The sequence below is a fragment of the Roseateles puraquae genome (assembly GCF_002205845.1).
GTDB lineage: Bacteria > Pseudomonadota > Gammaproteobacteria > Burkholderiales > Burkholderiaceae_C > Pelomonas > Pelomonas puraquae.
This window is the reverse complement of sequence record NZ_NISI01000001.1, coordinates 176972-202663: the sequence shown is the minus strand read 5'-3', so window position 1 is coordinate 202663 and position 25692 is coordinate 176972. Positions and strand designations below refer to the sequence as shown.

Below are 25692 nucleotides of genomic sequence, written 5' to 3'. Positions count from 1 at the left end.
TGCATGCGGGGCTCAGCCCTTCAGCACGGCGGCCATCGCTGCTGCCACGGTCGGCAGGTTGCCTTCGTTCAGCGCCGCCACGCAGATGCGGCCGGAGTCGACCCCGTAGACGCCGAACTCGCTGCGCAGACGCTGCATCTGTGTGGCGCTCAGCCCAGAGTAGCTGAACATGCCGAGCTGCTCGGTCACGAAGGACAGGTCCTGCGTGACGCCGGCCGCCTTCAGCGCTGCCACGAGGGCGGAGCGCATCGCCTTGATGCGCACGCGCATGCCGGCCAGCTCTTCCTCCCACAGGGCGCGCAGCTTGTCGTCGGACAACACGGCCGCCACGACCTGGGCGCCGTGCGTCGGCGGGTTGGAGTAGTTCGTGCGAATCATGATCTTCAGCTGCGACAGCACGCGCGTGGCCTCGTCGTCGCTGGCGCAGAACACGCTCAAGGCGCCCACGCGCTCGCCGTACAGCGAGAAGCTCTTGGAGAAGCTGGTCGACACGAAGAAGCCCACGCCCGAGGCCTGGAACTGGCGCACCGCCTCGCCGTCTTCCTCGAGGCCAAAGCCGAAACCTTGGTAGGCCATGTCGAGGAAGGGCGTCAGGCCCTTGGCCTTGACCACGGCGACCACCTCGGCCCACTGCGCGGCGGTGATGTCATAGCCGGTCGGGTTGTGGCAGCAGGCGTGCAGCACGACGATGGTGCCAGCCGGCGCAGCGTCCAGCGCGGCCAGCATGCCGGCGAAGTTGATGCCCTTGTTGGCGGCGTCGTAGTACGGGTAGGTCTCCACCTTGAAGCCTGCCTGGGTGAACAGCGCGCGGTGGTTCTCCCAGCTGGGGTCGGAGATGAGTACCTTGGCGCCCGGGTTGAGCTGCTTCAGGAAGTCGGCGCCGATCTTGAGCGCACCCGTGCCGCCGAGGGCCTGCACGGTGGCCACGTTCTTCAGCTCGCTGCCGAAGACCAGCTTCTGCACCGCCTTGTCGTAGGCGGCGATGCCGTCGATGGGCAGATAGCCGCGCGGCTTGGGGGCGGCGGCCATGGCGGCCTCTGCCTCGCGCACGCACTTCAGCAGGGGCAGCTTGCCGGCTTCGTCGTAGTAGACGCCGACGCCGAGGTTGACCTTGCCCGGGCGGGTGTCGGCATTGAACTGCTCGTTCAGGCCGAGGATGGGATCACGGGGGGCAAGGGCGACGTCGGCAAACAAGGAGGACATGAGCGGATTCCTGAAAGGGCGTTGGCAGCAGGGGAGGGTTGAAAGATCGGGGTCTGCGCTAACCTGCCCGGTTTCTCCGTGCAGACCCAGCAGCGTGGCGATTTTGCCGCCGAACCCAGGGAATCCCCCATGCAAGAAGCCTTGAACGCCATGTCCGGCCCCGAAAGTGACTCGGAGGAGCGCAAGGGCGAATTCGTCAGCTTCGAAGGCTCCCCGTTCCAACTGTTCCAGCCTTTCCCGCCGGCGGGGGATCAACCGACGGCCATCGCTCAGCTTGTCGAGGGCGTGGGAGACGGCCTGAGCTTCCAGACGCTGCTCGGCGTGACCGGCTCGGGCAAAACCTACACGATGGCCAACGTCATCGCCCGACTGGGCCGGCCGGCCATCGTCTTTGCGCCCAACAAGACGCTGGCGGCCCAGCTCTACAGCGAGTTCAAGGACTTCTTCCCGAAGAACGCGGTGGAGTACTTCGTCAGCTACTACGACTACTACCAGCCCGAGGCGTACGTGCCGCAGCGCGACCTCTTCATTGAGAAGGACAGCGCCATCAATGAGCACATCGAGCAGATGCGCCTGAGCTGTACCAAGAGCCTGCTGGAGCGGCGCGACGTGGTCATCGTGGCCTCCGTCTCGGCCATCTACGGCATCGGCTCGCCGGCGGACTACCACCAGATGGTGATGACGCTGCGCGTGGGCGACAAGCTCGGCCAGCGCGACGTCATCGCGCATCTCATCCGCATGCAGTACACCCGCAATGAGATGGAATTCAGCCGCGGCCACTTTCGCGTGCGCGGCGACACCATCGACGTGTTCCCGGCCGAGCACTCGGAGCTGGCCATTCGCATCGAGCTGTTCGACGACGAGATCGACGGCCTGTCGCTGTTCGACCCGCTGACCGGCCAGGTACGGCAGAAGATCCCGCGCTTCACCGTCTACCCGAGCAGCCACTACGTGACGCCGCGGGAGCGCGTGCTGGCCGCCGCCGAGGCCATTAAGCAGGAGTTGCGCGAGCGCGTGGACTTCTTCGTCAAGGAAGGCAAGCTGGTGGAAGCCCAACGGCTGGAACAGCGCACCCGATTCGACCTGGAGATGCTGCAGGAGGTCGGCCACTGCAAGGGCATCGAGAACTACACGCGCCACCTGTCGGGCGCGGCGCCGGGCGACCCGCCGCCGACGCTGGTGGACTACTTGCCGCCGGATGCGGTGATGTTCCTGGACGAAAGCCATGTGCTGATCGGCCAGTTCGGCGGCATGTACAACGGCGACCGGGCGCGCAAGACGACGCTGGTCGAGTACGGTTTCCGCCTGCCCTCGGCGCTGGACAACCGGCCGCTGAAGTTTGCGGAGTTCGAACGCAAGATGCGCCAGGCCATCTTCGTGTCGGCCACGCCAGGCCAGTACGAGCAGGACAACGCCGGCCAGGTGGTCGAGCAGGTCGTGCGCCCGACCGGCCTGGTGGACCCGCAGGTCGAGGTGCGGCCGGCCACGCATCAGGTGGACGACGTGCTGCAGGAGATCCGCCTGCGGGTGGAGGCCAACGAGCGCGTGCTGATCACGACGCTGACCAAGCGCATGGCCGAGCAGTTGACCGACTACCTCAGCGACAACGGCGTGAAAGTGCGTTATCTGCACTCGGACGTCGACACCGTCGAGCGGGTGGAGATCTTGCGGGACCTGCGTCTGGGCGCTTTTGACGTGCTGGTGGGCATCAACCTGCTGCGCGAGGGCTTGGACATTCCCGAGGTGTCCCTGGTGGCCATCCTGGACGCCGACAAGGAAGGCTTCCTGCGGGCCGAGCGCAGCCTCATCCAGACCATCGGCCGCGCGGCGCGCAACCTCAACGGCAAGGCCATCCTGTATGCGGACCGCATCACCGATTCGATGCGCAAGGCCATCGACGAGACGGAGCGGCGCAGGGCCAAGCAGATTGCCTTCAACGAAGAGCACGGCATCACGCCGCGCAGCGTGCAAAAGCGGATCAAGGATCTGATCGACGGCGTCTATTCCGAGGAGGCCGGCCGGGACGAAGCCAAGCTGCTGGCGGCCGCCAAGGTGGAGGAGTTGTCGGAGAAAGACCTCGCCAAGCGCATCGCCCAGCTCGAGAAGCAGATGCTGGAGCACGCGCGCAACCTCGAATTCGAGAAGGCGGCCCGCCTGCGCGACCAGCTGGCGCAGCTGCGCGAGCAGGCTTTCGGCGCCGTGGTGCATGACAACATCGTGCCCCTGGACAGTGCCCGCAAAGGGGCCGGCACCCGCTGACGCTATTGCGGCGCAGCATTAACCCGTCTTTACGTGGGGCCACCTGGGGTGACCCCCCTTGGGTCGTTTAGTCGAGTAAAATCATCGGAAATGATTCGGTCGGCTATTGTCCAGCCCTCCCCGGGTTATCCCGACTCATTTGTCCAGGACAAATCCTGGTCTCGTCATCTCGCAAAGGAGTTTTTCATGCGTCTCACTACCAAAGGCCGGTTTGCAGTCACCGCGATGTTGGATCTGGCGCTGCGCGAGAACACGGGGCCGGTCGCCCTGGCCGCGATCAGCCAGCGTCAGCAGATCTCCCTGTCCTACCTGGAGCAGCTGTTCGGCAAGCTGCGCCGCCACGAGCTCGTCGAGAGCACGCGCGGCCCGGGCGGCGGCTATTCGCTGGGCCGCAAGGCTGAGGACATCACGGTCGCCGACATCATCGTGGCCGTCGATGAAGCCCTGGACGCCACCGGCTGCGGCGGCAAGGAGAACTGCATGGGCGAGGACAGCGGCCGCTGCATCACCCATGAGCTCTGGACCAACCTCAACGCCAAGATGATCGAGTACCTCGACTCCGTCTCGCTGCGCAAGCTGGCCGACGAGCAGCTTGCCAAGGGCTTCGAGGTCGAGGCGGCGCCGGTCAAGCGCGCCATCTCCAGCCAGCCGGTGCTCAAGCCCATCCGCGTGACCGCCCCGAACTCCGTTTTCGCCCTGGGCGGCGCCTTCAGCAAGTAAGTCTTTCGAGCAGTCTTCCCATGGACATGACCCCGCATTTCCCGATCTACCTCGACTACGGCGCGACCACGCCGTGCGACCCCCGCGTGGTGGACGCCATGATCCCCTGGCTGCGCGAGCATTTCGGCAATCCGGCCTCGCGCAGCCACGCCTGGGGCTGGGAGGCGGAAGAGGCCGTGGAAAAGGCGCGCACCCAGGTCGCCGAGCTGATCGGGGCCGACCCGCGCGAGATCGTCTGGACCTCGGGCGCCACCGAAGCCATCAATCTGGCGCTCAAGGGCGCCGCGCAGTTCTACAAGACCCGCGGCAAGCACCTGATCACGGTCAAGACCGAGCACAAGGCGACGCTGGACACCATGCGCGAGCTGGAGCGCCAGGGCTTCGAGGTCACCTATCTCGACGTGCTGCCGAACGGTCTGCTCGACCTGGACGCTTTCCAAGCCGCGCTGCGCCCCGACACCATCCTGGTGTCGGTCATGTTCGTGAACAACGAGATCGGCGTCATCCAGGACGTGGTGGCCATCGGCAAGCTGTGTCGTGAGCGCGGGATCATCTTCCACGTCGACGCGGCCCAGGCGACCGGCAAGGTCGCAATCAACATGGCTGAGCTGCCCATCGACCTGATGAGCATGTCGGCCCACAAGACCTACGGCCCCAAGGGCATGGGTGCGCTGTACGTGCGCCGCAAGCCGCGCGTGCGCCTGGAGGCCCAGATGCACGGCGGCGGCCACGAGCGCGGCATGCGCTCGGGCACGCTGCCCACGCACCAGATCGTCGGCATGGGTGAGGCCTTCCGCATCGCCCGTGAGGAAATGGGCGTCGAGCAGGAGCGCATCCGTGCGCTGCAGCAGCGCCTGATCAAGGGGCTGTCCGGCATTGAGCAGACCTTCATCAACGGCGACCTGGAGCGCCGGGTGCCGCACAACCTCAACATCTCGTTCAACTATGTCGAGGGCGAGTCGCTGATCATGGGCGTCAAGGGCATTGCCGTGTCGTCGGGCTCGGCCTGCACCTCGGCCAGCCTGGAGCCCAGCTATGTGCTGCGCGCGCTGGGTCGCAGTGACGAGCTCGCCCACAGCTCGCTGCGCATGACCATCGGCCGCTTCACGACCGAAGAAGAGATCGACTACGCCGTCAGCGTCCTGACGGATCGCGTGGCCAAACTGCGCGAGCTGTCGCCGCTCTGGGACATGTACAAGGACGGCATCGACCTCAGCACCATTCAGTGGGCCGCTCATTGAGCCCCTCAGGAGAACAACATGGCATACAGCGACAAGGTCGTCGACCACTACGAAAACCCCCGCAACGTCGGCAACTTCGACAAGGGCGATGAAGACGTCGGCACCGGCATGGTCGGCGCGCCGGCCTGCGGCGACGTGATGAAGTTGCAGATCAAGGTGAACCCGGCCACCGGCAAGATCGAGGACGCAAAGTTCAAGACCTATGGCTGCGGCTCGGCCATTGCCTCCAGCTCACTCGTGACCGAATGGGTCAAGGGTAAGACGCTGGATGAGGCGCTCACGATCAAGAACACCCAGATCGCTGAAGAGCTGGCCCTGCCGCCGGTCAAGATCCACTGCTCCATCCTGGCTGAAGACGCCATCAAGGCCGCCGTGGACGACTACCGCGCCAAGCACGCCAACGCCTGAGCCCATGTCCGTCACCCTGACTGAAGCCGCGGCCCGCCACGTCAAGCGCTACATCGCCAAGCGCGGCAAAGGCGTGGGCGTGCGCCTGGGCGTCAAGACGACCGGTTGTTCGGGCCTGGCCTACAAGCTGGAGTACGCCGATGAAGTGGCGCCGGAAGACGTCGTCTTCGAGGGTCACGAGGTCAAGATCCTGATCGACCCGAAGAGCCTGCCTTACCTGGACGGTACCGAGCTGGACTTCGTCCGCGAGGGCCTCAACGAAGGCTTCAAGTTCCGCAACCCGCGGGAGAAGGACCGCTGCGGCTGTGGCGAATCCTTCCGGGTGTGACCGACACTGACGTTCCCCGGAGCGCGGCACCGTCCGCGCTTTTTGTTTTCACCGCTCGCCCATGCGCCTGACCGACAACGACTTCCAGCTCTTTGGCCTGCCCGAGACGCAAGCCCAGGATCGCGCCGCCATCGATGCGCGCTGGAAAGCCTTGCAGGCTGAGGTGCACCCCGACCGTTTCGCCGCCGAAGGCGCGGCCGCCCAGCGCGTGGCCATGCAGTGGGCGATGCGCGTCAATGAGGCCTACCAGCGCCTGAAAGACCCGCTCAAGCGAGCTGCCTACCTGTGCGAATTGCGCGGGGCACCGGTGCAGGCCGAGAACAACACCCAGATGCCGGCCGCCTTTCTGATGCAGCAGATGGAATGGCGCGAGGCCCTGGACGAAGCGCGTCATGAAGCCGCGCTTGAAGCACTCGACGACGATGCAGCCGCTGCGGAGGCCGCCGCCCTGGCGCAGGCCGCGCAGTTGCTCGACGAGCGCCACGACGCGCCGGCCGCGGCTGCGCAGGTGAGGGCGCTGATGTTCATCCAGCGCTTTCGCGCCGACATTGACCAGCGCCTCGCAGCGCTCGATGCCTGATTGCCATGGCTCTTCTCCAGATTTCCGAACCCGGCGCCTCGCCAGACCCGCACCAGCGCCGCATTGCCGTTGGCATTGACCTCGGCACGACGCACTCCTTGGTGGCCGCCGTGCGCCACGGCGTAGCCGAATGCCTGCCCGATGAGCAGGGACGCGTGATCCTGCCCTCGGCCGTGCGCTACCTTCCTGAAGGCCGGCGCCAGATCGGCGCTGACGCGCTTGCCGCCCAGGCCGAGGACCCCGAGAACACCATCGTGTCCGTCAAGCGCTTCATGGGCCGCAGCGTGGCCGATGTGGCGAACCGCGAGCATCTGCCCTACCAGTTCGAAGACCGCCCCGGCATGCTGGGGCTGGCCACCCGCGATGGTGTGAAGAGCCCGGTGGAGGTGTCGGCCGAGATCCTGGCGACCCTGCGTTTCCGCGCGGAAGACAGCTTCCTCGACGACCTCTTCGGCGCCGTCATCACGGTGCCGGCCTACTTCGACGATGCCCAGCGCCAGGCCACCAAGGATGCCGCCGAGCTGGCCGGTCTGAAGGTGCTGCGCCTCATCAACGAGCCCACGGCAGCAGCCATCGCCTACGGCCTGGACAACGCCAGTGAAGGCCTCTACGCCGTCTACGACCTGGGTGGCGGCACGTTCGACATCTCGCTGCTGCGCCTGACCCGCGGCGTCTTCGAGGTCGTGGCCACCGGCGGTGATGCGGCCCTCGGTGGGGACGACTTCGACCGCGCGCTGGCGGAGTGGGCGCTGGACGGTCGCGTCATCCAATCTGCCCACGACAAACGGGCGGTGCTGGTGGCCGCGCGCGCGGCCAAGGAGGCCCTGTCGGACGCCGAATCGACCGAGCTCGTGGCGGCGCTGGACGCGGGCGAACTGCGGGTCAGTGTCACGCGGGTGCAGTTCGAAGAACTGACACGGCCCCTCGTCGCCCGAACCCTGTCAGCTGTCAAGCGTGTGCTTCGCGACGCCAAGGTCAAGCCGGGCGACGTGCAAGGCGCCGTCATGGTGGGCGGTTCCACCCGCATGCCGGTGGTGCGCCGCGCGGTCAGCGAGTTGTTCGGCCGCGAGGTGCTGACCAACCTGAATCCGGACGAAGTCGTTGCGCTGGGTGCGGCCATCCAAGCCAACCAGCTGGCCGGCAACGCGGCGGACGGGGAAATTCTGCTGCTCGATGTCATCCCGCTCTCGCTGGGCCTTGAGACCATGGGCGGGCTGGTCGAGCGCGTCATCGAGCGCAACTCCACGATCCCTGTGGCCAAGGCGCAGGACTTCACCACCTTCAAGGACGGCCAGACCGCGATGGCGCTGCATGTGGTGCAGGGCGAGCGCGAGCTGGTGAGCGAATGCCGCTCGCTCGCCCGCTTCGAGCTGCGTGGCATCCCGCCCATGGCGGCCGGCGCGGCGCGCATCCGTGTGAGCTTTCAGGTCGATGCCGACGGCCTGCTCAGTGTGTCGGCCCAGGAGCTGACCTCGGGTGTGCAGGCGGCTATCACAGTCAAGCCGAGCTACGGCCTGTCCGATGATCAGATCGCCGGCATGCTCAAGGACGGCTTTGCCAGCGCCGAGGTCGACATGGCCGCCCGCAAGCTGCGCGAAGCGCGCGTGGAGGCTGAGCGCATGGTGCTCGCCACCCGCAGCGCGCTGGCGGCCGATGGTGACCTCTTGCCCGTTGCAGAACGCGAGGCGCTGGAAGCGCGCATGACGGCACTGGCCGCCATGGCCACCGACGCCGACGCCATCGAGGCGGCAACCAAGGCGCTGGCCGAAGCGACCGAAGGCTTCGCCGCCGAACGCATGAACCGCTCCATCGCGCGCGCCCTGACGGGCCGCGATGTCAGCCAGCTCTGAGAATCCCTGTCATGCCCGTCATCAAGATCCTGCCCCACGCCGAGTATTGCCCTGAGGGTGCGACCATCACCGCCGCCCCCGGCACCTCGATCTGCGAAGCGCTGCTGGACCACGACATTCCCATCGAGCACGCTTGCGACCAGGTCTGTGCCTGCACCACCTGCCACGTCATCGTGCGTGAGGGGGGGCGCTCGCTGAGTGAGATGGAGGAGAATGAGGAAGACATGCTGGACCGCGCCTGGGGGCTCGAACCCGACTCGCGCCTGTCCTGCCAGGCGCTGCTGCGCCAGCAGGACATCACGGTCGAGATTCCCAAGTACTCGATCAATCACGCCAAAGAGGGCAAGTGAAGCCCGTCCAGCGCATCCTCGGCTTCGAGTCGTCCTGCGACGAGACGGGCGTGGCGCTCGTCGAGGTGTCGGGTGACGCGCCGCCCCGGTTGCTCGCCCAGGCGCTGCACAGCCAGATCGCGATGCACCAGGCCTATGGTGGCGTCGTGCCTGAACTGGCCTCACGCGACCACGTCCGCCGCGTGCTGCCGCTGACGCGTGAAGTGCTCGGCCAGGCCGGGCTGTCGCTGCAGGACGTGGACCTCATCGCCTACACCCAAGGGCCAGGCTTGGCCGGTGCGCTGCTGGTGGGCGCGGGTGTGGCCGTGTCGCTGTCTGCGGCGCTGGATGTGCCGGCTCTGCCCATCCACCATCTGGAGGGGCATTTGTTGTCGCCCTTCCTGTCGGCGGACCCGCCCGAGTTCCCTTTCGTGGCGCTGCTGGTGAGCGGCGGTCACACGCAGCTGATGCGAGTCGAAGGCGTCGGTCGGTACGACATCCTCGGCGAGACCATCGACGATGCCGCCGGCGAAGCCTTCGACAAGAGCGCCAAGCTGCTCGGCCTGCCTTACCCGGGCGGCCCGCACCTGGCCCGGCTGGCGGCCTTCGGCAACCCGCAGGCCTTCGAGCTGCCGCGCCCGCTGCTGCACAGCGGCAAGCCGGACTTCAGTTTCGCCGGCTTGAAGACCGCGGTGCTCACGCAGGTCAAGAAGATCGGCGACAGCCCCTGCGAGCAGACGCGCGCGGATCTCGCAGCGTCCACGCAGGCGGCCATCGTCGAGGTGCTGGTGAAGAAGTCGCTGTTGGCCTTGAAGACCACCGGCATGAAGCGCCTGGTGGTGGCGGGAGGCGTAGGCGCCAATGCGCTGCTGAGGGAGCAACTCAACGCGGCTTGTGCGCGCCGCGGCGTGCGGGTGCATTACCCGGAGCTGCAGCTATGCACCGACAACGGCGCCATGATCGCCATGGCCGCCGCGCTGCGGGTGCAGCGCGGCATGGCCCGGCCGCGAGACGATGGCGGTTTCGAGGTGCGGCCCCGCTGGGACCTGGCCTCGGCTTAATTGACGGTCAACTGGCTGCCGCTGGTGGCGCCGCGCTTGGCGAGCTTCAGCGTCAGCACGCCATGTTCGAGGCTGGCGCTGGAGTCGCTCTGGCTGATCTCCTGCGGCAGCGAGAAGGTGCGCGAGAAGCGGCTCACGGTGCGCTCGCGATAGATGACGCGTTCACCGTCCTTCTTCTCGTCGTCCTTGCGCTGCTCGGCGTCCACGCTGATGCGGCGGCCGTCGATGTTGACCTTGACGGCGTCCTTGGCGACGCCGGGCATGTCCAGCTTGACGGTGTACGCGGTCTCCGACTCGATCACGTCCAGCGCCGGGCTGCGCAACGCGGCGGTGCCGGCGTCACGGTTGTCAGCGAAGAAGTTGTCGTCGAAGAAGCGGTCCAGCGAGCGGGACAGTTCGGACAGATTGCGGTTCACGGGAACGAGGAACATGGAGGTCTCCTGAAGAGGCTGACGCTGCTCGGGTGATGTCGGGAGCAGCACCCGATGACCCCCAGCTAGGCGCGGCTGGTCTGGCTTCAAGAGGCGGTTCGCGCCGGCTTGATCGAAGTCACATGAATGGTGGGCAGGGGTCGTGCGACACCTTGAAATCGCGTCGACGGGCAGCAAGTCACGCCCTTCGTGCCGACTCAGGCAGGTACTTGAAGCAGGGCGCCTGCCGGCCTTCAGCTATACTCCGCCGGTTTTGCGTCGTCAGGCCTTGGCCCGAGGGCGCGAATCACCAGCACGGCTCGGGGCGGTTTCCCCCGTGTCCGCAAGTCAACCTCCGGAAACCGTCTGCGGCTGCGCCTTGATGGCGCTCGCCCGGCCGGACTTCCGAAACCCTTTGGAAAACACCATGTCCGTCGCCGATCTGAACAAGGCCGAAATCGTCAAGGCCAATGCCCGCAGCGCCAACGACACCGGTAGCCCGGAAGTCCAAGTTGCTCTGCTGACCGCCCGCATCAACGAGCTGACCCCCCACTTCAAGACCCACGCCAAGGACCACCACGGCCGCCGCGGTCTGCTGAAGATGGTCAACACCCGCAAGAGCCTGCTGGCCTACCTGAAGCGTGTCGACGCCGCCCGCTACACCGCGCTGATCGCCAAGCTGGGCCTTCGCAAGTAATCTGCCGCATCCGACAAGGAGCCTGTCTGGTCCATCAAGCCCAGTACAGGCTCTTTGTCCATCTGCCGGAACCAAGCTGACGTGGTCACGGATCATTCCAAGACGGCTCCCCGGCGAGTCGCCCTGGAATGGCATCTGGACCAAACCCAGCCTCGTTTCCGGTTCAACCCGGGTGCTGCGCCGCTGTGGCGGGCGCCCACCACAACCAGGAGATGAGCATGTCCATGTTCAACAAGGTCACCAAGTCCTTCCAATGGGGCCGTCACAACGTCGTGCTGGAAACGGGTGAAGTCGCCCGCCAGTCGACCGGCGCCGTCGTCGTCAACATCGAAGGCACGGTCGTGCTGGCCACCGTGGTCGCCAAGACCGAAGCCAAGGCCGGCCAGGACTTCTTCCCGCTGACCGTCGACTACCTCGAGAAGACGTACGCCGCCGGCAAGATCCCCGGCAGCTTCTTCAAGCGTGAGGGCCGCCCCTCCGAGCACGAGACCCTGACCAGCCGCCTGATCGACCGCCCGATCCGCCCGCTGTTCCCGGAAGGCTTCTTCAATGAAGTCCAGGTCGTCATCCACGTCGTCAGCCTGAACCCTGAAGTGCAGGCCGACATCGCCGCCATGATCGGCACCTCCGCCGCGCTGGCCATCTCGGGCATCCCGTTCAACGGCCCGATCGGCGCCGCCCGCGTCGGCTACGTCAACGGCGAGTACGTGCTCAACCCCAGCAAGACCGAGCTGGTCAACAGCCAGATGGACCTGGTCGTGGCCGGCACGCAAGCTGCGGTGCTGATGGTCGAGTCCGAAGCCTCGGGCCTGTCGGAAGAAGTCATGCTGGGCGCCGTGGTGTTCGGCCATGAGCAAGGCAACGTCGCCATCGCCGCCATCAACGAGCTCGTCAAGGAAGCCGGCAAGCCGGCCTGGAACTGGACTGCCCCGGCCAAGGACGAAGCCTTCATTGCCAAGGTCACGGCCCTGGCCGAAGGCCCGCTGCGCGAGGCCTACCAGATCCGCTCCAAGCAGGCCCGCACGCAAGCCTGCCGCACCGCCGCCGCGAATGTCTTCGCCGCGCTGACCGCTGAAGGCGTCGCCTTCGACAAGGTCGAGGTGGAAGGCCTGCTGTTCGAGATCGAAGCCCGCATCGTGCGCAGCCAGATCCTGGCCGGCGAGCCGCGCATCGATGGCCGCGACACCCGCACCGTGCGCCCCATCGAGATCCGCAACGGCATCCTGCCGCGCACCCACGGCTCGGCGCTGTTCACGCGCGGTGAGACCCAGGCCCTGGTGATCGCCACCCTCGGCACCGACCGTGATGCCCAGCGCATCGACGCACTCGACGGCGAGTTCGAAGACCGCTTCATGCTGCACTACAACATGCCCCCGTTCGCCACCGGCGAAACGGGTCGCGTGGGCAGCCCGAAGCGCCGCGAGATCGGCCACGGCCGCCTGGCCAAGCGCGCGCTGGTCGCCGTGCTGCCTAGCAAGGAAGAGTTCCCGTACTCGTTGCGCGTGGTGTCGGAAATCACCGAGTCCAACGGTTCCTCGTCGATGGCCTCCGTCTGCGGCGGCTGCCTGTCGCTGATGGATGCCGGCGTGCCGCTGAAGGCGCACGTCGCCGGCATCGCGATGGGCCTGATCAAGGACGGCAACCGCTTTGCCGTGCTGACCGACATCCTGGGTGACGAGGATCACCTCGGCGACATGGACTTCAAGGTTGCCGGCACCTCCACGGGCATCACCGCCCTGCAGATGGACATCAAGATCCAGGGCATCACCAAGGAAATCATGCAGGTCGCCCTGGCTCAGGCCAAGGAGGCTCGCCTGCACATCCTGGGCAAGATGGTTGAAGCCATGGGCACGGCCAACACCGAGGTGTCGCAGTTCGCGCCGCGCCTGTACTCGATGAAGATCAACCCGGAGAAGATCCGTGACGTGATCGGCAAGGGCGGCGCCACCATCCGCGCGCTGACTGAAGAAACCGGCACGACCATCGACATCGGCGAAGACGGCACCATCACCATTGCCTCGACCGACGCCGAGAAGGCGGCCCTCGCCAAGAAGCGCATCGAGGAGATCACGGCTGAAGTCGAAGTGGGCAAGGTCTACGAAGGCCCCATCACCAAGATCCTGGACTTCGGCGCCCTCGTGAACCTGCTGCCGGGCAAGGACGGCCTGCTGCACATCAGCCAGATCGCCCACCAGCGCGTCGAGAAGGTGACCGACTTCCTGCAAGAAGGCCAGGTCGTCAAGGTCAAGGTCCTGGAGACCGACGAGAAGGGCCGCATCAAGCTGTCCATGAAGGCGCTGATCGACCGCCCGGAGCGTGAAGCCACCCCGGCACCGGCTGCTGAGGCCGCGCCGCCGGCTGCCGAGTAAATCGCGTCTCATGCGTGCGATCGAGATCACCCGCCCCGGTGGGCCTGAAGTGCTGGAACTGGCCGAAAGGCCGGACCCGGTCGCGGGCCCGGGCGAGTGCTTGATCCGCGTGGCAGCGTCCGGCATCAATCGGCCGGACGTGCTGCAGCGCAAGGGCGCCTATCCGCCCCCGCCGGGCGCAAGCGATCTCCCGGGCCTCGAAGTGGCTGGCGAGATCGTGGCCGGTGATGCGGCTGCCTTGGCGGCGCATGGCCTTGCCGTCGGCGACCAGGTCTGCGCACTGGCCAATGGCGGTGGCTATGCCGAGTTGTGTGTGGTGCCAGTCGGCCAGTGCCTGCCAGTGCCTGCTGGTTGGACGCTGGCTCAGGCGGCAAGCCTGCCCGAAACCTGCTTCACCGTCTGGGCCAATGTGTTCGACCGCGCGCGCCTGCAGGCGGGCGAAACCTTGCTCGTGCATGGCGGCTCCAGCGGCATCGGCGTGACGGCCATCCAGATGGCGCGTGCCCTGGGTGCCCGAGTGCTGGTGACGGTGGGCTCTGGCGACAAGGCCGAGGCTTGCCGGGCGCTGGGTGCCGACGTGGCCATCAACTACCGTGAGCAGGATTTCGTCGTCGAAGCCAAGGCGGCCACCGGCGGCCGGGGGGTCGATGTCATCCTCGACATGGTCGCAGGCGACTACATCGGCCGCGGTGTGCAGGCGCTGGCCGAAGACGGGCGCCTGGCGCTGATCGCGGTGCAGGGCGGCGTGAAATCGGAGATCGATGCCGGTCTTCTGCTGCGCCGTCGGCTGACGATCACGGGCTCGACGCTGCGTCCTCGCTCGACCGCCTTCAAGGCGGAGCTGGCGCGGTCGCTGCGCGATCGGGTCTGGCCGCTGATCGAGGCCGGCCACATCAAGCCGGTCATCTACCGTGAGCTGCCCGCTGCCCAGGCGGCCGAGGCGCATGCACTGATGGAGTCCAACCAGCACATCGGCAAGATCGTGCTGACCTGGTGAAGGATTGGAGATGAGAAGAAAGCTCGTCGTCGGCAACTGGAAAATGCATGGCAGTCGTGCAGCCAATGCCCAGCTGCTGGCCGGCCTCAAGGAGGCGGGACCATGGAACGCCGACGTCGCCGTCTGCGTACCTTTTCCTTACATCGCCGAGACCGCGCTTGCCCTGACGGGTTCAGCCATTGCGTACGGCGCGCAAGACTGCTCGGCGCACGAGCAGGGCGCCTACACGGGCGAAGTGTCGAGCGCCATGCTGTCGGACATCGGCTGCCGTTACGTCATCGTCGGTCACTCGGAGCGCCGCTCCTATCACGCTGAAAGCGATCAGCTGGTGGCCGACAAGGCCAAGGCGGCCTTGGCGCATGGTGTGACACCCATCGTCTGCGTGGGCGAGACACGCGCTGAGCGTGAGGCCGGGCAGACGGAGTCCGTCGTCAAGCGGCAGCTGGCCGCAGTCATCCACACGCTGGGGCACTGCTGCGGCGAGATGGTGGTGGCGTACGAGCCGGTGTGGGCGATTGGCACGGGCCTCACGGCCACGCCCGCGCAGGCCCAGGCCGTGCATGCCGTTCTGCGTGCGCAGCTGCATGCCGCGACTGACCGGTCCGGTGTCATGCGCATCCTTTACGGCGGCAGTGTCAAGGCCGACAACGCGGCTGAGTTGTTCGCCCAGGCGGACATCGACGGTGGCCTGATCGGTGGTGCTTCCTTGAAGGCGGGGGGCTTCTCCGCCATCTGCCGCGCTGCGGCTCAGTGAGTTTGATGGGCGCCAGGCCGATGGGGCAGGGCGCCTGCTAGTTTTGATGGAGTGTTTGGAATGCAGTTCTTTGCGAATCTGGTGCTGATCGTTCAATTGCTGTCCGCGATCGCGATCATCGGTCTCGTGCTGGTGCAGCACGGCAAGGGCGCCGACATGGGTGCCTCCTTCGGCAGCGGCGCTTCCGGCAGCCTGTTCGGCGCCACGGGCAGTGCCAACTTCCTGTCGCGCAGCACGGCCTTCGCGGCCACGCTGTTCTTCGGCTGCACGCTGGGCCTGGCCTTCCTCGCCAATGGCCGCACGGGTGCCCCGGCTGCTGACACTGTGCTCGACCGCGCCCCTGTCGTTGCACCCGCAGCGTCTGGCGCCGCTGCCATCCCCGGCGCAGCTGTGGCTCCCGCCGTGACGGCGCCTGCAGCCTCTGCCGCAGCTTCGGCCGCCGCGAACTGAAGCCTGACTAAAACCCTCGCTTCTTCCCCGGAAGGGTGAAAATTTCGGTATAGAATGCGAGGCTGTCTGGTAAACAAAACCCTCTCCGGTTGCCAGGCAAAACAGTACCAGCCGTCGTGGTGAAATTGGTAGACACGCTATCTTGAGGGGGTAGTGGCGAAAGCTGTGCGAGTTCGAGTCTCGCCGACGGCACCAGAACATTGAAGCGGCCTGTCGCCGCAGGCGATCCACTCGGGTTGCATGCGGCAAGGTTCCAGGCGGGCGCGATCCGCGAGCGACATCCTTGGATTCGCTGGTGGCGCGCCTGTTTGCTTTTGTGGCCGGCCTGTTCGGCGGCTGCGTTGACGAAGACGTTTTAGTCGACACCCGAGAAGGCGCCCATGAATCTCGAACAGTACCTGCCCGTCATCCTCTTCATCCTGGTCGGCGCGGTGGTCGGGATTGCGCCCCAGGTGCTTGGTGCCCTGCTGGGCCCCAATCGGCCCGATGCGGCCAAGAATTCCCCTTACGAATGCGGCTTCGAGGCCTTTGAAGACGCGCGCATGAAATTCGATGTGCGCTACTACCTCGTCGCCATCCTCTTCATCCTCTTCGACCTGGAAATTGCCTTCCTGTTTCCCTGGGCTGTTGCCCTGAAGGAAATCGGCGCGACAGGCTTCTGGGCGATGATGATCTTCCTCGGCATTCTGGTCGTGGGCTTTGCCTACGAGTGGAAAAAGGGCGCCCTGGACTGGGAATAAGCGTTCGCCGACACAAGCTGGGAATTCCAAATGGGTATTGAAGGCGTCCTCAAAGAGGGCTTTGTCACGACCTCGGTCGACAAGCTCATCAACTGGTCCAAGACCGGCTCGCTGTGGCCGATGACCTTCGGCTTGGCCTGCTGCGCCGTCGAGATGATGCACGCGGGTGCCGCGCGCTACGACATCGACCGCTTCGGCATGCTGTTCCGCCCGAGCCCGCGGCAGTCCGACCTGATGATCGTGGCCGGCACGTTGTGCAACAAGATGGCGCCGGCCCTGCGCAAGGTGTATGACCAGATGGCCGAGCCGCGCTGGGTGCTCTCCATGGGTTCCTGCGCCAACGGCGGCGGCTACTACCACTACAGCTACTCGGTCGTTCGCGGCTGCGACCGTATCGTGCCGGTCGACGTGTACGTGCCGGGCTGCCCGCCGACGGCTGAGGCGCTGCTCTACGGCATCCTGCAGTTGCAGGCCAAGATCCGCCGCGAAAACACCATCGCCCGCTGAGCCCCGGAATGAGCCAACACCTCGACACCCTGGCGCAGCAACTGGGCGCCATCCTCGGCGAGCGCATCGTCGACCTGAAGCACGCGCTCGGCGAACTGACGCTGACCGTGCGCGCGTCAGACTACTTCGACGTCGCCACCACACTGCGGGATCACCCCGAGCTGAAGCTCGAGCAGCTGATCGACCTCTGCGGCGTTGACTACAGCACCTATGGCGACGGCACCTACGAAGGCGCGCGCTACGCGGTGGTGAGCCATCTGCTGTCGGTCAGCAAGAACTGGCGCCTGCGCCTGAAGGTCTTCGCGGCCGATGATGATTTCCCGGTGGTGGCCTCGGTCACGCCCGTCTGGAACTCGGCCAACTGGTTCGAGCGCGAGGCGTTCGACATGTACGGCGTCATCTTCGACGGCCACAACGACCTGCGCCGCATCCTGACGGACTACGGCTTCATCGGCCACCCGATGCGCAAGGACTTCCCGGTGTCGGGGCACGTCGAGATGCGCTACGACGCCGAGCAGAAGCGAGTGATCTACCAGCCCGTGACGATCGAGCCGCGCGAGATCACACCGCGCATCATTCGCGAAGACAAGTACGGCGGCCTGTAAGCCGAACAGTCATGGCAGAAATCAAGAACTACACCCTGAACTTCGGCCCCCAGCACCCCGCTGCGCACGGCGTGCTGCGCCTGGTGCTGGAGCTCGACGGCGAAGTCATCCAGCGCGCCGACCCGCACATCGGGCTGCTGCACCGCGCCACTGAAAAGCTGGCCGAGCAGAAGACATTCATCCAGTCGCTGCCCTACATGGACCGTCTCGACTACGTGTCGATGATGGCCAATGAGCACGCCTACTGCCTGGCCATCGAGAAGCTGATGGGCATCGAGGTGCCGGAGCGCGCGCAATACATCCGCGTGATGTTCGCCGAGCTGACCCGCATCCTGAACCACCTGCTCTGGCTGGGGTGCCACGGCCTGGACTGCGGTGCGATGAACATCCTCATCTACTGCTTCCGCGAGCGCGAAGACATCTTCGACATGTACGAGGCGGTCTCGGGCGCGCGGATGCACGCGGCCTACTTCCGTCCGGGCGGTGTCTACCGCGACCTGCCGGACAGCATGCCGCAGTACCAGGTCAGCAAGATCAAGAACGCCAAGACGATTGCCCAGCTCAACGAGAACCGCCAGGGCTCGCTGCTGGACTTCATCGAGGACTTCTGCCGCCGCTTCCCCAAGAACGTCGACGACTACGAAACCCTGTTGACCGACAACCGCATCTGGAAGCAGCGCACGGTCGGCATCGGCGTCGTGACGCCGGAGCGCGCGCTGAACATGGGCTTCACCGGCGCCATGCTGCGCGGCTCGGGCATCGCCTGGGACCTGCGCAAGACGCAGCCCTACGACGTCTACGCCAAGATGGACTTCGACGTGCCGGTCGGCACCAACGGCGATACCTACGACCGCTACGTCGTGCGCGTTGAAGAGATGCGCCAGTCCTGCCGCATCGTCGAGCAGTGCGTGAAGTGGCTCAAGGCCAACTCGGGCCCGGTCATCACCGACAACCACAAGGTGGCGCCGCCGGCCCGTGTGGACATGAAGTCCAACATGGAAGAGCTGATCCATCACTTCAAGCTCTTCACCGAAGGCTTCCACGTGCCCGAGGGCGAGGCCTACGCCGCCGTCGAACATCCCAAGGGCGAGTTCGGCATCTACCTCGTCAGCGACGGCGCCAACAAGCCCTATCGCCTCAAGATCCGCGCCCCGGGCTTCGCCCATCTCGCGGCCCTCGACGAAATGGGCAAGGGCCACATGATCGCGGACGCGGTGGCCATCATCGGCACGATGGACATCGTGTTCGGCGAAATCGATCGTTGACAGGCAAGCGATGACGAGCAGCACCGACTACACCCTGAGCGACGCGACCCGCGCTCGCTTCGACCGCGAGGTCGCCAAGTACCCCGCCGACCAGCGCCAGTCTGCGGTCATGGCCTGCCTGGCCATCGTCCAGCAGGAGGAAGGCTACGTCTCCCGCGCGGCGGAGGACGCCATCGCCGCCCACCTCGGCATGCCGCCCATCGCGGTCTACGAGGTGACGACCTTCTACAACATGTACAACCAGCGGCCGCTGGGCAAGTTCAAGCTCAATGTGTGCGCGAACCTGCCTTGCCAGCTGCGTGACGGCCAAAAGGCCATCGACCATCTGTGCAGCAAGCTCGGCATCGAGCAGGGCGGCACCACGGCCGACGGCCTGTTCACCGTGCAGAAGAGCGAGTGCCTGGGCGCCTGCGCCGACTCGCCGGTCATGCTGGTCAACGACCGCCAGATGTGCAGCTTCATGACCAACGAGCGCCTCGATGACCTCATCGACGTGCTGCGCGCCGAAGCGGCCAAGGCCTGAGGACAACCATGCTGGACCTCTCCAAGTTTCAAAGCACGGGCGCCGAGACCTGCTTCCACGGCCGCCACATCAGCCCCCAGATCTACGCAGACCTGAACGGTAAGAACTGGTCGATCAAGGACTACGAAGCCCGCGGCGGCTACGCCGCGCTGCGCAAGATCCTGGGCAAGGATGGTGGCGAAGGCCTGACGCCTGACCAGGTCATCGCCGAAGTCAAGACGTCCGCGCTGCGCGGCCGCGGCGGCGCCGGTTTCCCGACCGGCCTGAAGTGGAGCTTCATGCCCCGCCAGTTCCCGGGTCAGAAGTACCTCGTCTGCAACTCCGACGAAGGCGAGCCCGGCACCTGCAAGGACCGCGAGATCCTGATGCACAACCCGCACCAGGTGATCGAAGGCATGGCGATCGCCGCCTACGCCATGGGCATCACGGTCGGCTACAACTACATCCACGGCGAGATCTTCGAGGTGTACGAACGCTTCGAGGCCGCGCTCGAAGAAGCTCGGGCCGCTGGCTACCTCGGCAACAACATCATGGGCAGCGCCTTCAGCTTCCAGCTGCATGCGCACCATGGTTTCGGCGCCTACATCTGTGGTGAGGAAACGGCGCTGCTGGAGTCGCTCGAAGGCAAGAAGGGCCAACCGCGCTTCAAGCCGCCGTTCCCGGCCAGCTTCGGCCTGTACGGCAAGCCGACCACCATCAACAACACCGAGACCTTCGCGGCGGTGCCCTGGATCATCCGCAACGGCGGCCAGGCCTACCTGGAGATCGGCAAGCCCAACAACGGCGGCACCAAGCTGTTCTCGGTGTCAGGCGACGTCGAGAAGCCCGGCAACTTTGAGATTCCGCTGGGCACGCCGTTCTCGGTGCTGCTTGAACTCGCGGGTGGTGTGCGCAAGGGCCGAAAGCTCAAGGCCGTCATCCCGGGCGGCTCGTCCGCCCCGGTGCTGCCCGCCGAGGTGATGATGCAGTGCACGATGGACTATGACTCCATCGCCAAGGCCGGCTCGATGCTGGGCTCGGGTGCGGTCATCGTCATCGATGACTCGCGTTGCATGGTGCAGAGCCTGCTGCGCCTGTCGTACTTCTACAGCCACGAGTCCTGCGGCCAGTGCACGCCCTGCCGCGAGGGCACCGGCTGGATGCACCGCGTGCTGGAGCGCATCTACGCGGGTGAGGGCCGCCCCGAAGACATCGATCTGCTGAACTCGGTGGCCGACAACATCCAGGGTCGCACGATCTGTGCGCTGGGCGACGCTGCCGCGATGCCTGTGCGCGCCATGATCAAGCACTTCAAGCACGAGTTCGTGCACCTGATTGAACACAAGAAGCCCCTGGTGGCTCCGACTTGACCGCCCCCGGGAATAGCCATGGTTGAAATCGAACTCGACGGTCAGAAGGTCTCGGTCCAGGAAGGCAGCATGGTGATGCATGCTGCCGAGAAGGCCGGCACCTACATCCCGCACTTCTGCTACCACAAGAAGCTCTCCATCGCGGCCAACTGCCGCATGTGCCTCGTGGACGTGGAGAAAGCGCCCAAGCCCATGCCCGCCTGCGCGACCCCGGTCACGCAGGGCATGATCGTCCGCACCAAGAGTGACAAGGCGATCAAGGCCCAGCAGGGCGTCATGGAATTCCTGCTGATCAACCACCCGCTGGATTGCCCGATCTGCGACCAGGGTGGTGAGTGCCAGTTGCAGGACCTGGCCGTCGGCTACGGCGGCAGCAAGAGCCGCTACACCGAAGAGAAGCGCGTCGTCTTCCACAAGAACGTCGGCCCGCTGATCTCGATGGAAGAGATGAGCCGCTGCATCCACTGCACCCGCTGCGTGCGCTTTGGCCAGGAGATTGCCGGCGTGATGGAGCTGGGCATGGCCCACCGAGGCGAGCACAGCGAGATCCAGACCTTCGTCGGCCGCACGGTGGACTCCGAGCTGTCGGGCAACATGATCGACATCTGCCCGGTCGGCGCGCTCACGAGCAAGCCCTTCCGCTACAGCGCCCGTACGTGGGAACTGTCGCGCCGCAAGAGCGTCAGCCCGCACGATTCCACCGGTGCCAACCTGATCGTGCAGGTCAAGGGCCAGCAGGTGATGCGTGTCGTGCCGCTCGAGAACGAAGAGGTCAACGAGTGCTGGATTGCCGACCGTGACCGCTTCAGCTACGAGGCCCTCAACAGCGACGCTCGCCTGACCGCTCCCATGATCAAGCAGGGCGGCGCCTGGAAGCAGGTCGACTGGACGACGGCGCTCGAGTACGTCGCAAATGGCTTGAAGTCCATCAAGGGCGACCACGGCGCCGGTGCCATCGGTGCGCTGGCCTCGGCACACAGCACGGTGGAAGAACTGCACCTGCTGAGCGCCATCGTGCGTGGCCTGGGCAGTGACAACATCGACCACCGCCTGCGGCACAGCGATTTCGGCAACGCCGCGCCCGCCGGCCAGGCCCGCTGGCTGGGTTTGCCGATCGCCAAGCTGTCCGAGCTGGACCGCGCGCTGGTCATCGGCTCCAACCTGCGCAAGGATCACCCGCTGTTTGCGGCCCGCCTGCGCTACGCCGCACGTCGCGGCGCCGCCGTGCATCGCGTCGGTCTCGGTCAGGACGACTGGCTGATGCCGCTGGGCACCTCGGTGTCCGCCGCGCCGTCCGGCTGGGTGCAGGCCCTGGCGGACGTCGCCGCCGCGATTGGCTCCGGAGCACCTCTGGCGGGTACGGCCACCGACGAGGCCAAGGCCATCGCCGCCAGCCTCAGCTCCGGTAGTGCCAAGGCGGTGCTGCTCGGCAACGCGGCTGCGGAACACCCGCAGGCAGCCAGCCTGCTGGCGCTGGCCCAGTGGATTGGCCAGCAGACGGGTGCGTCGGTCGGCTACCTGACCGATGCGGCCAACACCGTCGGCGCCCAGCTGGTGAAGGCGCAACCGGTGTCCGGCGGCCTGAACGCCGCCCAGATGCTGAGTGGCTCCGCACTGAAGGCGGCCGTGCTGCTCAACACCGACCCGGTGCTCGACGCCGCCAACGCCGCCGCTGCGGCCAAGGCGCTGGAGGCCGCCGAGATGGTCGTCGTGCTGAGTCCCTTCAAAACCGGCATTGAGTACGCCGACGTGCTGCTGCCGATCGCCCCCTTCACGGAGACCTCAGGCAGCTTCGTCAACGCCGAAGGCCGCCTGCAGAGCTTCGTGGGCGTCGTGCGCCCGCTGGCCGAGACGCGCCCGGGCTGGAAGGTGCTGCGCGTGCTGGGCAACCTGCTCGGCCTTGAAGGCTTCAACCAGGACAGCTCGGAGCAGGTGCGTGAGCAGGCGCTTGGCGGCGATTTCTCCGCTCGCCTCAGCAACGCCACCAGCGCCACACCGCAAGCGGGTGCGCGAGGGGAGGGCGTCGAGCGCTTCGGCAACCTGCCCATCTACGCCGCCGATGCCCTGGTCCGCCACTCGACGTCGCTGCAATTGACCAGCGACGGCCGCGAGGCCGCCACCGTCGGCCTGCCGACCTCGCTGTGGCAGCAGCTCGGCCTGGCCGAGGGCGACCTGGTGCGCGTCGTGCAAGACGGCGGCGCCGCCCAACTGCCGGCGCGACTGGAAGCGGGCCTGCCCGACGGCGTCGCCCGCGTGCCAGCCGGCCTGCCGCAAACCGCCAGCCTCGGTGCCGTCTTCGGCACCGTGGGCATCAGCAAGGTCTGAGGGAGCTTCACAACATGATCGACACCCTCTACCAAAACGGCGCTTCCCTGCTGGGCGGCCTGTGGCCCCTGGTATGGAGCCTGATGAAGATCATCGCGGTGGTCGCACCGCTGATGATCTGCGTGGCTTACCTGACGCTCTGGGAACGCAAGGCGATTGGCTGGTCGCAGATCCGCCCGGGCCCGAACCGTGTCGGCCCCTACGGCTTGCTCACGCCCATCGCGGACGCGGTCAAGCTGATCTTCAAGGAGATCATCAAGCCGACGGCGGCCAACAAGGGCCTGTTCTTCCTCGGCCCCGTCATGACCATCATGCCGGCGCTGGCCGCCTGGGCCGTGGTGCCTTTCGGTCCGGATGCCGCGGTGGCCAACGTGAACGCCGGCCTGCTCTTCCTGATGGCCATCACCTCGCTGGAGGTGTACGGGGTCATCATCGCGGGCTGGGCGTCCAACTCGAAGTACGCCTTCCTGGGTGCGCTGCGCGCCTCGGCGCAGATGGTGTCCTACGAGATCGCGATGGGTTTCGCGCTGGTCATCGTGCTGATGGTCACCGGCAGCTTGAACATGACGACCATCGTGCAGGTGCAGGAGAAGGGCACCTTCGCCGCGATGGGGCTCAACATCCTGTCCTGGAATTGGCTGCCCCTGCTGCCGATCTTCATCGTCTACTTCATCTCCGGCCTCGCTGAAACCAATCGCCACCCGTTCGACGTGGTCGAAGGTGAGTCGGAGATCGTGGCCGGTCACATGATCGAGTACTCGGGCATGTCGTTCGCGATGTTCTTCCTCGCCGAGTACGCCAACATGATCCTGGTGTCGGCCCTGGCTGTCGTCATGTTCCTGGGCGGCTGGAGCGCACCGATCTCCTGGCACCTGTTCGGCATGGAGACGCCGCAGTTCATCCAGAACACCATGGCCTTCTGGAACTGGTTCTGGCTGTTCGCCAAGACCTTCTTCGTGGTCACGATGTTCCTGTGGGTGCGGGCGACGTTCCCGCGCTTCCGCTACGACCAGATCATGCGTCTGGGCTGGAAGATCTTCATCCCCGTGACCCTGGTCTGGCTGGTCGTCGTCGGCCTGTGGATGCAGACCCCGTTCAACATCTGGAAGTGACATGACGACCCCCACGTTCACTTCGTTCACTGCCCCCCAAGGGGGCGACTGCCTCCTTGAGGCGGCTCTGCGGAGTCAGTAATCAGATGTCCATCAAAGACTTTGCCAAGAGCTTCCTGCTCACTGAGCTCTTCAAGGGCATGGCCCTGACGGGTCGGCATTTCCTGTCGCGCAACATCACGGTGCAGTTCCCGGAAGAGAAGACGCCGCTGTCGCCTCGCTTCCGTGGCCTGCACGCGCTGCGCCGCTACGAGAACGGTGAAGAGCGTTGCATCGCCTGCAAGCTCTGTGAGGCCGTCTGCCCTGCGATGGCCATCACCATCGAGAGCGATGTGCGCGCCGACGGCAGCCGCCGCACCACGCGCTACGACATCGATCTGACCAAGTGCATCTTCTGCGGCTTCTGCGAGGAAAGCTGCCCGGTGGACTCGATCGTCGAGACCAACATCTTCGAGTACCACGGTGAGAAGCGTGGTGATCTGTACTTCACCAAGGACATGCTGCTGGCGGTCGGTGACAAGTACGAGCCGCAAATCGCTGCGCAAAAGGAGGCGGACGCCAAGTACCGCTGATCGCCCGGCGGGCGCCAAGCCTGCCGCCGGTGGTCCAGCTCAGCTGGCCTGGATACGTATGGACATCACGACCATCCTCTTCTACGTCTTCTCCGGCATCCTGCTGGTGTCGTCGTTCCGTGTCATCACGGCGCGAAGCACTGTGCATGCCGCGCTCTTCCTGATCCTCTCGTTCTTCACGGCCTCCTGCATCTGGATGCTGCTGAAGGCCGAGTTCCTGGCGATCGCCCTGGTGCTGGTCTACATCGGTGCCGTCATGGTGCTGTTCCTGTTCGTCGTGATGATGCTCGACCTGAATACCGACAGCATGCGTGAGGGCTTCTGGAAGCATCTGCCCGTGGCTGCCGTCATCGGCGCGCTGATCGCCTTCGAGATGGGCATCGTGCTGATGGGCGGCTTCCAGCTCTCCGACGCGCCGGTGGCGACCGCTGCCCAGCTGCAGCAGGGCAACACCAAGCTGCTCGGCATCGAGATCTACACGAGCTACCTCTACCCGCTTCAAATCGCCGCCGTGCTGCTGCTGGTGGCCATCGTGGCCGCCATTGCCCTGACCCTGCGTCGTCGCAAGGATTCGCGCGCGATGGATGCGTCCGAACAGGTCAAGGTCACCAAGGCTGACCGCCTGAAGATCATCAAGATGGCACCGACCGTCGCAGCTCCCGCGCCGGCCGCTGCCCCCAACGAAGGAGGCCAGGCATGATCGGCGCCGCTGGACTGACCCTGGGCCATTTCCTGACGCTCGGCGCGATGCTGTTCGCGCTGTCGGTGATCGGCATCTTCCTGAACCGCAAGAACCTGATCGTGCTGCTGATGGCCATTGAGCTGATGCTGCTGGCGGTCAACCTGAACTTCGTCGCCTTCTCGCACTACCTCGGCGACATGGGCGGCCAGGTCTTCGTGTTCTTCATCTTGACCGTTGCTGCGGCCGAATCGGCCATCGGCCTGGCCATCCTCGTCGTGCTGTTCCGCAATCGCGCCAGCATCAACGTGGAAGAGCTCGACGCGCTCAAGGGCTGATCGAACAAGGACACAGGCGAA

General features: G+C 65.8%; 27 protein-coding genes and 1 tRNA gene. 26 read left to right on the top strand and 2 right to left on the bottom strand.

The genetic code is table 11. The features are described 5' to 3' along the window. Positions 1-12: 12 nt before the first annotated feature. Positions 13-1203, bottom strand: coding sequence for an amino acid aminotransferase (locus CDO81_RS00915; RefSeq protein ID WP_088481292.1), 1191 nt, complete (start codon positions 1201-1203; stop codon positions 13-15). Between the two features lie 129 nt (positions 1204-1332). Here CDO81_RS00915 and uvrB point away from each other — a divergent pair, with 129 nt between their 5' ends. The 9 genes from uvrB (at position 1333) to tsaD (ending at position 9979) form a co-directional block, all read left to right on the top strand. After that, a complete protein-coding gene (uvrB, locus tag CDO81_RS00910) occupies positions 1333-3462 on the top strand; it encodes an excinuclease ABC subunit UvrB (RefSeq protein WP_241516797.1) in 2130 nt (709 codons plus the stop codon). A 186-nt stretch (positions 3463-3648) separates the two neighbouring features. Further along, positions 3649-4182 (top strand): Fe-S cluster assembly transcriptional regulator IscR, encoded by a 534-nt coding sequence (gene iscR, locus CDO81_RS00905; protein ID WP_025563988.1) that lies wholly within the window; start codon positions 3649-3651, stop codon positions 4180-4182. A 20-nt stretch (positions 4183-4202) separates the two neighbouring features. Next, positions 4203-5423 carry an IscS subfamily cysteine desulfurase gene (locus CDO81_RS00900; protein ID WP_088481291.1) on the top strand — a complete coding sequence of 407 codons (1221 nt, stop codon included), beginning with the start codon at positions 4203-4205 and terminating at the stop codon, positions 5421-5423. An 18-nt stretch (positions 5424-5441) separates the two neighbouring features. After that, positions 5442-5831, top strand: coding sequence for a Fe-S cluster assembly scaffold IscU (gene iscU / locus CDO81_RS00895; RefSeq protein ID WP_088481290.1), 390 nt, complete (start codon positions 5442-5444; stop codon positions 5829-5831). A 4-nt stretch (positions 5832-5835) separates the two neighbouring features. Then, positions 5836-6159 (top strand): iron-sulfur cluster assembly protein IscA, encoded by a 324-nt coding sequence (iscA, locus tag CDO81_RS00890; RefSeq protein ID WP_088481289.1) that lies wholly within the window; start codon positions 5836-5838, stop codon positions 6157-6159. Positions 6160-6220: 61 nt separating this feature from the next. Then, positions 6221-6739 carry a Fe-S protein assembly co-chaperone HscB gene (hscB, locus tag CDO81_RS00885; protein ID WP_088481288.1) on the top strand — a complete coding sequence of 173 codons (519 nt, stop codon included), beginning with the start codon at positions 6221-6223 and terminating at the stop codon, positions 6737-6739. A gap of 5 nt (positions 6740-6744) precedes the next feature. Next, positions 6745-8589 (top strand): Fe-S protein assembly chaperone HscA, encoded by a 1845-nt coding sequence (gene hscA, locus CDO81_RS00880; RefSeq protein WP_088481287.1) that lies wholly within the window; start codon positions 6745-6747, stop codon positions 8587-8589. A gap of 11 nt (positions 8590-8600) precedes the next feature. After that, positions 8601-8939, top strand: a complete 339-nt coding sequence (gene fdx / locus CDO81_RS00875; protein WP_088481286.1) for an ISC system 2Fe-2S type ferredoxin — start codon at positions 8601-8603, stop codon at positions 8937-8939. Then, a complete protein-coding gene (tsaD, locus tag CDO81_RS00870; RefSeq protein ID WP_241516796.1) occupies positions 8936-9979 on the top strand; it encodes a tRNA (adenosine(37)-N6)-threonylcarbamoyltransferase complex transferase subunit TsaD in 1044 nt (347 codons plus the stop codon). The genes fdx and tsaD overlap by 4 nt, the downstream gene beginning before the upstream one ends. On the opposite strand, the gene CDO81_RS00865 is transcribed toward tsaD, so the two are convergent. After that, positions 9976-10410 carry an Hsp20/alpha crystallin family protein gene (locus CDO81_RS00865; RefSeq protein WP_088481285.1) on the bottom strand — a complete coding sequence of 145 codons (435 nt, stop codon included), beginning with the start codon at positions 10408-10410 and terminating at the stop codon, positions 9976-9978. The two genes, tsaD and CDO81_RS00865, sit on opposite strands and share 4 nt — an antisense overlap. 406 nt (positions 10411-10816) lie before the next feature. On the opposite strand from CDO81_RS00865, the gene rpsO reads away from it, so the two are divergent. The 17 genes from rpsO to nuoK all read left to right on the top strand — a co-directional run bounded on the left by rpsO (position 10817) and on the right by nuoK (position 25671). Further along, entirely contained in the window at positions 10817-11086 is a 270-nt protein-coding gene (gene rpsO / locus CDO81_RS00860; RefSeq protein WP_088481284.1) for a 30S ribosomal protein S15, read from the top strand. A gap of 218 nt (positions 11087-11304) precedes the next feature. Next, positions 11305-13455 carry a polyribonucleotide nucleotidyltransferase gene (gene pnp / locus CDO81_RS00855; RefSeq protein ID WP_088482379.1) on the top strand — a complete coding sequence of 717 codons (2151 nt, stop codon included), beginning with the start codon at positions 11305-11307 and terminating at the stop codon, positions 13453-13455. 10 nt (positions 13456-13465) lie between these two features. Then, on the top strand, positions 13466-14452 hold the full coding sequence (locus CDO81_RS00850) for an NAD(P)H-quinone oxidoreductase (RefSeq protein WP_088481283.1): 987 nt from the start codon (positions 13466-13468) through the stop codon (positions 14450-14452). A gap of 10 nt (positions 14453-14462) precedes the next feature. Further along, positions 14463-15206 (top strand): triose-phosphate isomerase, encoded by a 744-nt coding sequence (gene tpiA / locus CDO81_RS00845; RefSeq protein WP_088481282.1) that lies wholly within the window; start codon positions 14463-14465, stop codon positions 15204-15206. 60 nt (positions 15207-15266) lie between these two features. After that, positions 15267-15656 carry a preprotein translocase subunit SecG gene (gene secG, locus CDO81_RS00840; protein WP_088481281.1) on the top strand — a complete coding sequence of 130 codons (390 nt, stop codon included), beginning with the start codon at positions 15267-15269 and terminating at the stop codon, positions 15654-15656. Between the two features lie 110 nt (positions 15657-15766). Continuing rightward, positions 15767-15851: transfer RNA gene (locus tag CDO81_RS00835), tRNA-Leu, on the top strand. 185 nt (positions 15852-16036) lie between these two features. Next, positions 16037-16396 carry an NADH-quinone oxidoreductase subunit A gene (locus CDO81_RS00830; protein ID WP_088481280.1) on the top strand — a complete coding sequence of 120 codons (360 nt, stop codon included), beginning with the start codon at positions 16037-16039 and terminating at the stop codon, positions 16394-16396. Positions 16397-16426: 30 nt separating this feature from the next. Continuing rightward, the gene (locus tag CDO81_RS00825; protein WP_046113908.1) at positions 16427-16903 is read left to right on the top strand and encodes a NuoB/complex I 20 kDa subunit family protein; all 477 of its coding nucleotides are present in this window, start codon (positions 16427-16429) and stop codon (positions 16901-16903) included. Positions 16904-16911: 8 nt separating this feature from the next. Next, complete coding sequence (locus tag CDO81_RS00820; protein WP_088481279.1) at positions 16912-17508, top strand: NADH-quinone oxidoreductase subunit C; 597 nt, start codon at positions 16912-16914, stop codon at positions 17506-17508. A gap of 11 nt (positions 17509-17519) precedes the next feature. Next, positions 17520-18773: an NADH-quinone oxidoreductase subunit D gene (locus CDO81_RS00815; protein ID WP_088481278.1), complete on the top strand. Its 1254-nt coding sequence runs from the start codon at positions 17520-17522 to the stop codon at positions 18771-18773. Positions 18774-18783: 10 nt separating this feature from the next. After that, positions 18784-19296, top strand: a complete 513-nt coding sequence (locus CDO81_RS00810) for an NADH-quinone oxidoreductase subunit NuoE family protein (protein WP_088481277.1) — start codon at positions 18784-18786, stop codon at positions 19294-19296. An 8-nt stretch (positions 19297-19304) separates the two neighbouring features. Next, positions 19305-20645 (top strand): NADH-quinone oxidoreductase subunit NuoF, encoded by a 1341-nt coding sequence (nuoF, locus tag CDO81_RS00805; protein WP_088481276.1) that lies wholly within the window; start codon positions 19305-19307, stop codon positions 20643-20645. A gap of 18 nt (positions 20646-20663) precedes the next feature. After that, complete coding sequence (gene nuoG / locus CDO81_RS00800) at positions 20664-22970, top strand: NADH-quinone oxidoreductase subunit NuoG (RefSeq protein WP_088481275.1); 2307 nt, start codon at positions 20664-20666, stop codon at positions 22968-22970. 14 nt (positions 22971-22984) lie between these two features. Then, positions 22985-24082, top strand: coding sequence for an NADH-quinone oxidoreductase subunit NuoH (gene nuoH / locus CDO81_RS00795; RefSeq protein WP_088481274.1), 1098 nt, complete (start codon positions 22985-22987; stop codon positions 24080-24082). Between the two features lie 86 nt (positions 24083-24168). Next, positions 24169-24654, top strand: coding sequence for an NADH-quinone oxidoreductase subunit NuoI (gene nuoI / locus CDO81_RS00790; RefSeq protein ID WP_088481273.1), 486 nt, complete (start codon positions 24169-24171; stop codon positions 24652-24654). A gap of 58 nt (positions 24655-24712) precedes the next feature. Continuing rightward, positions 24713-25354 (top strand): NADH-quinone oxidoreductase subunit J, encoded by a 642-nt coding sequence (locus tag CDO81_RS00785; RefSeq protein ID WP_088481272.1) that lies wholly within the window; start codon positions 24713-24715, stop codon positions 25352-25354. After that, positions 25351-25671, top strand: coding sequence for an NADH-quinone oxidoreductase subunit NuoK (nuoK, locus tag CDO81_RS00780; RefSeq protein WP_088481271.1), 321 nt, complete (start codon positions 25351-25353; stop codon positions 25669-25671). Before CDO81_RS00785 ends, nuoK begins: the two co-directional genes overlap by 4 nt. Positions 25672-25692 lie beyond the last annotated feature (21 nt).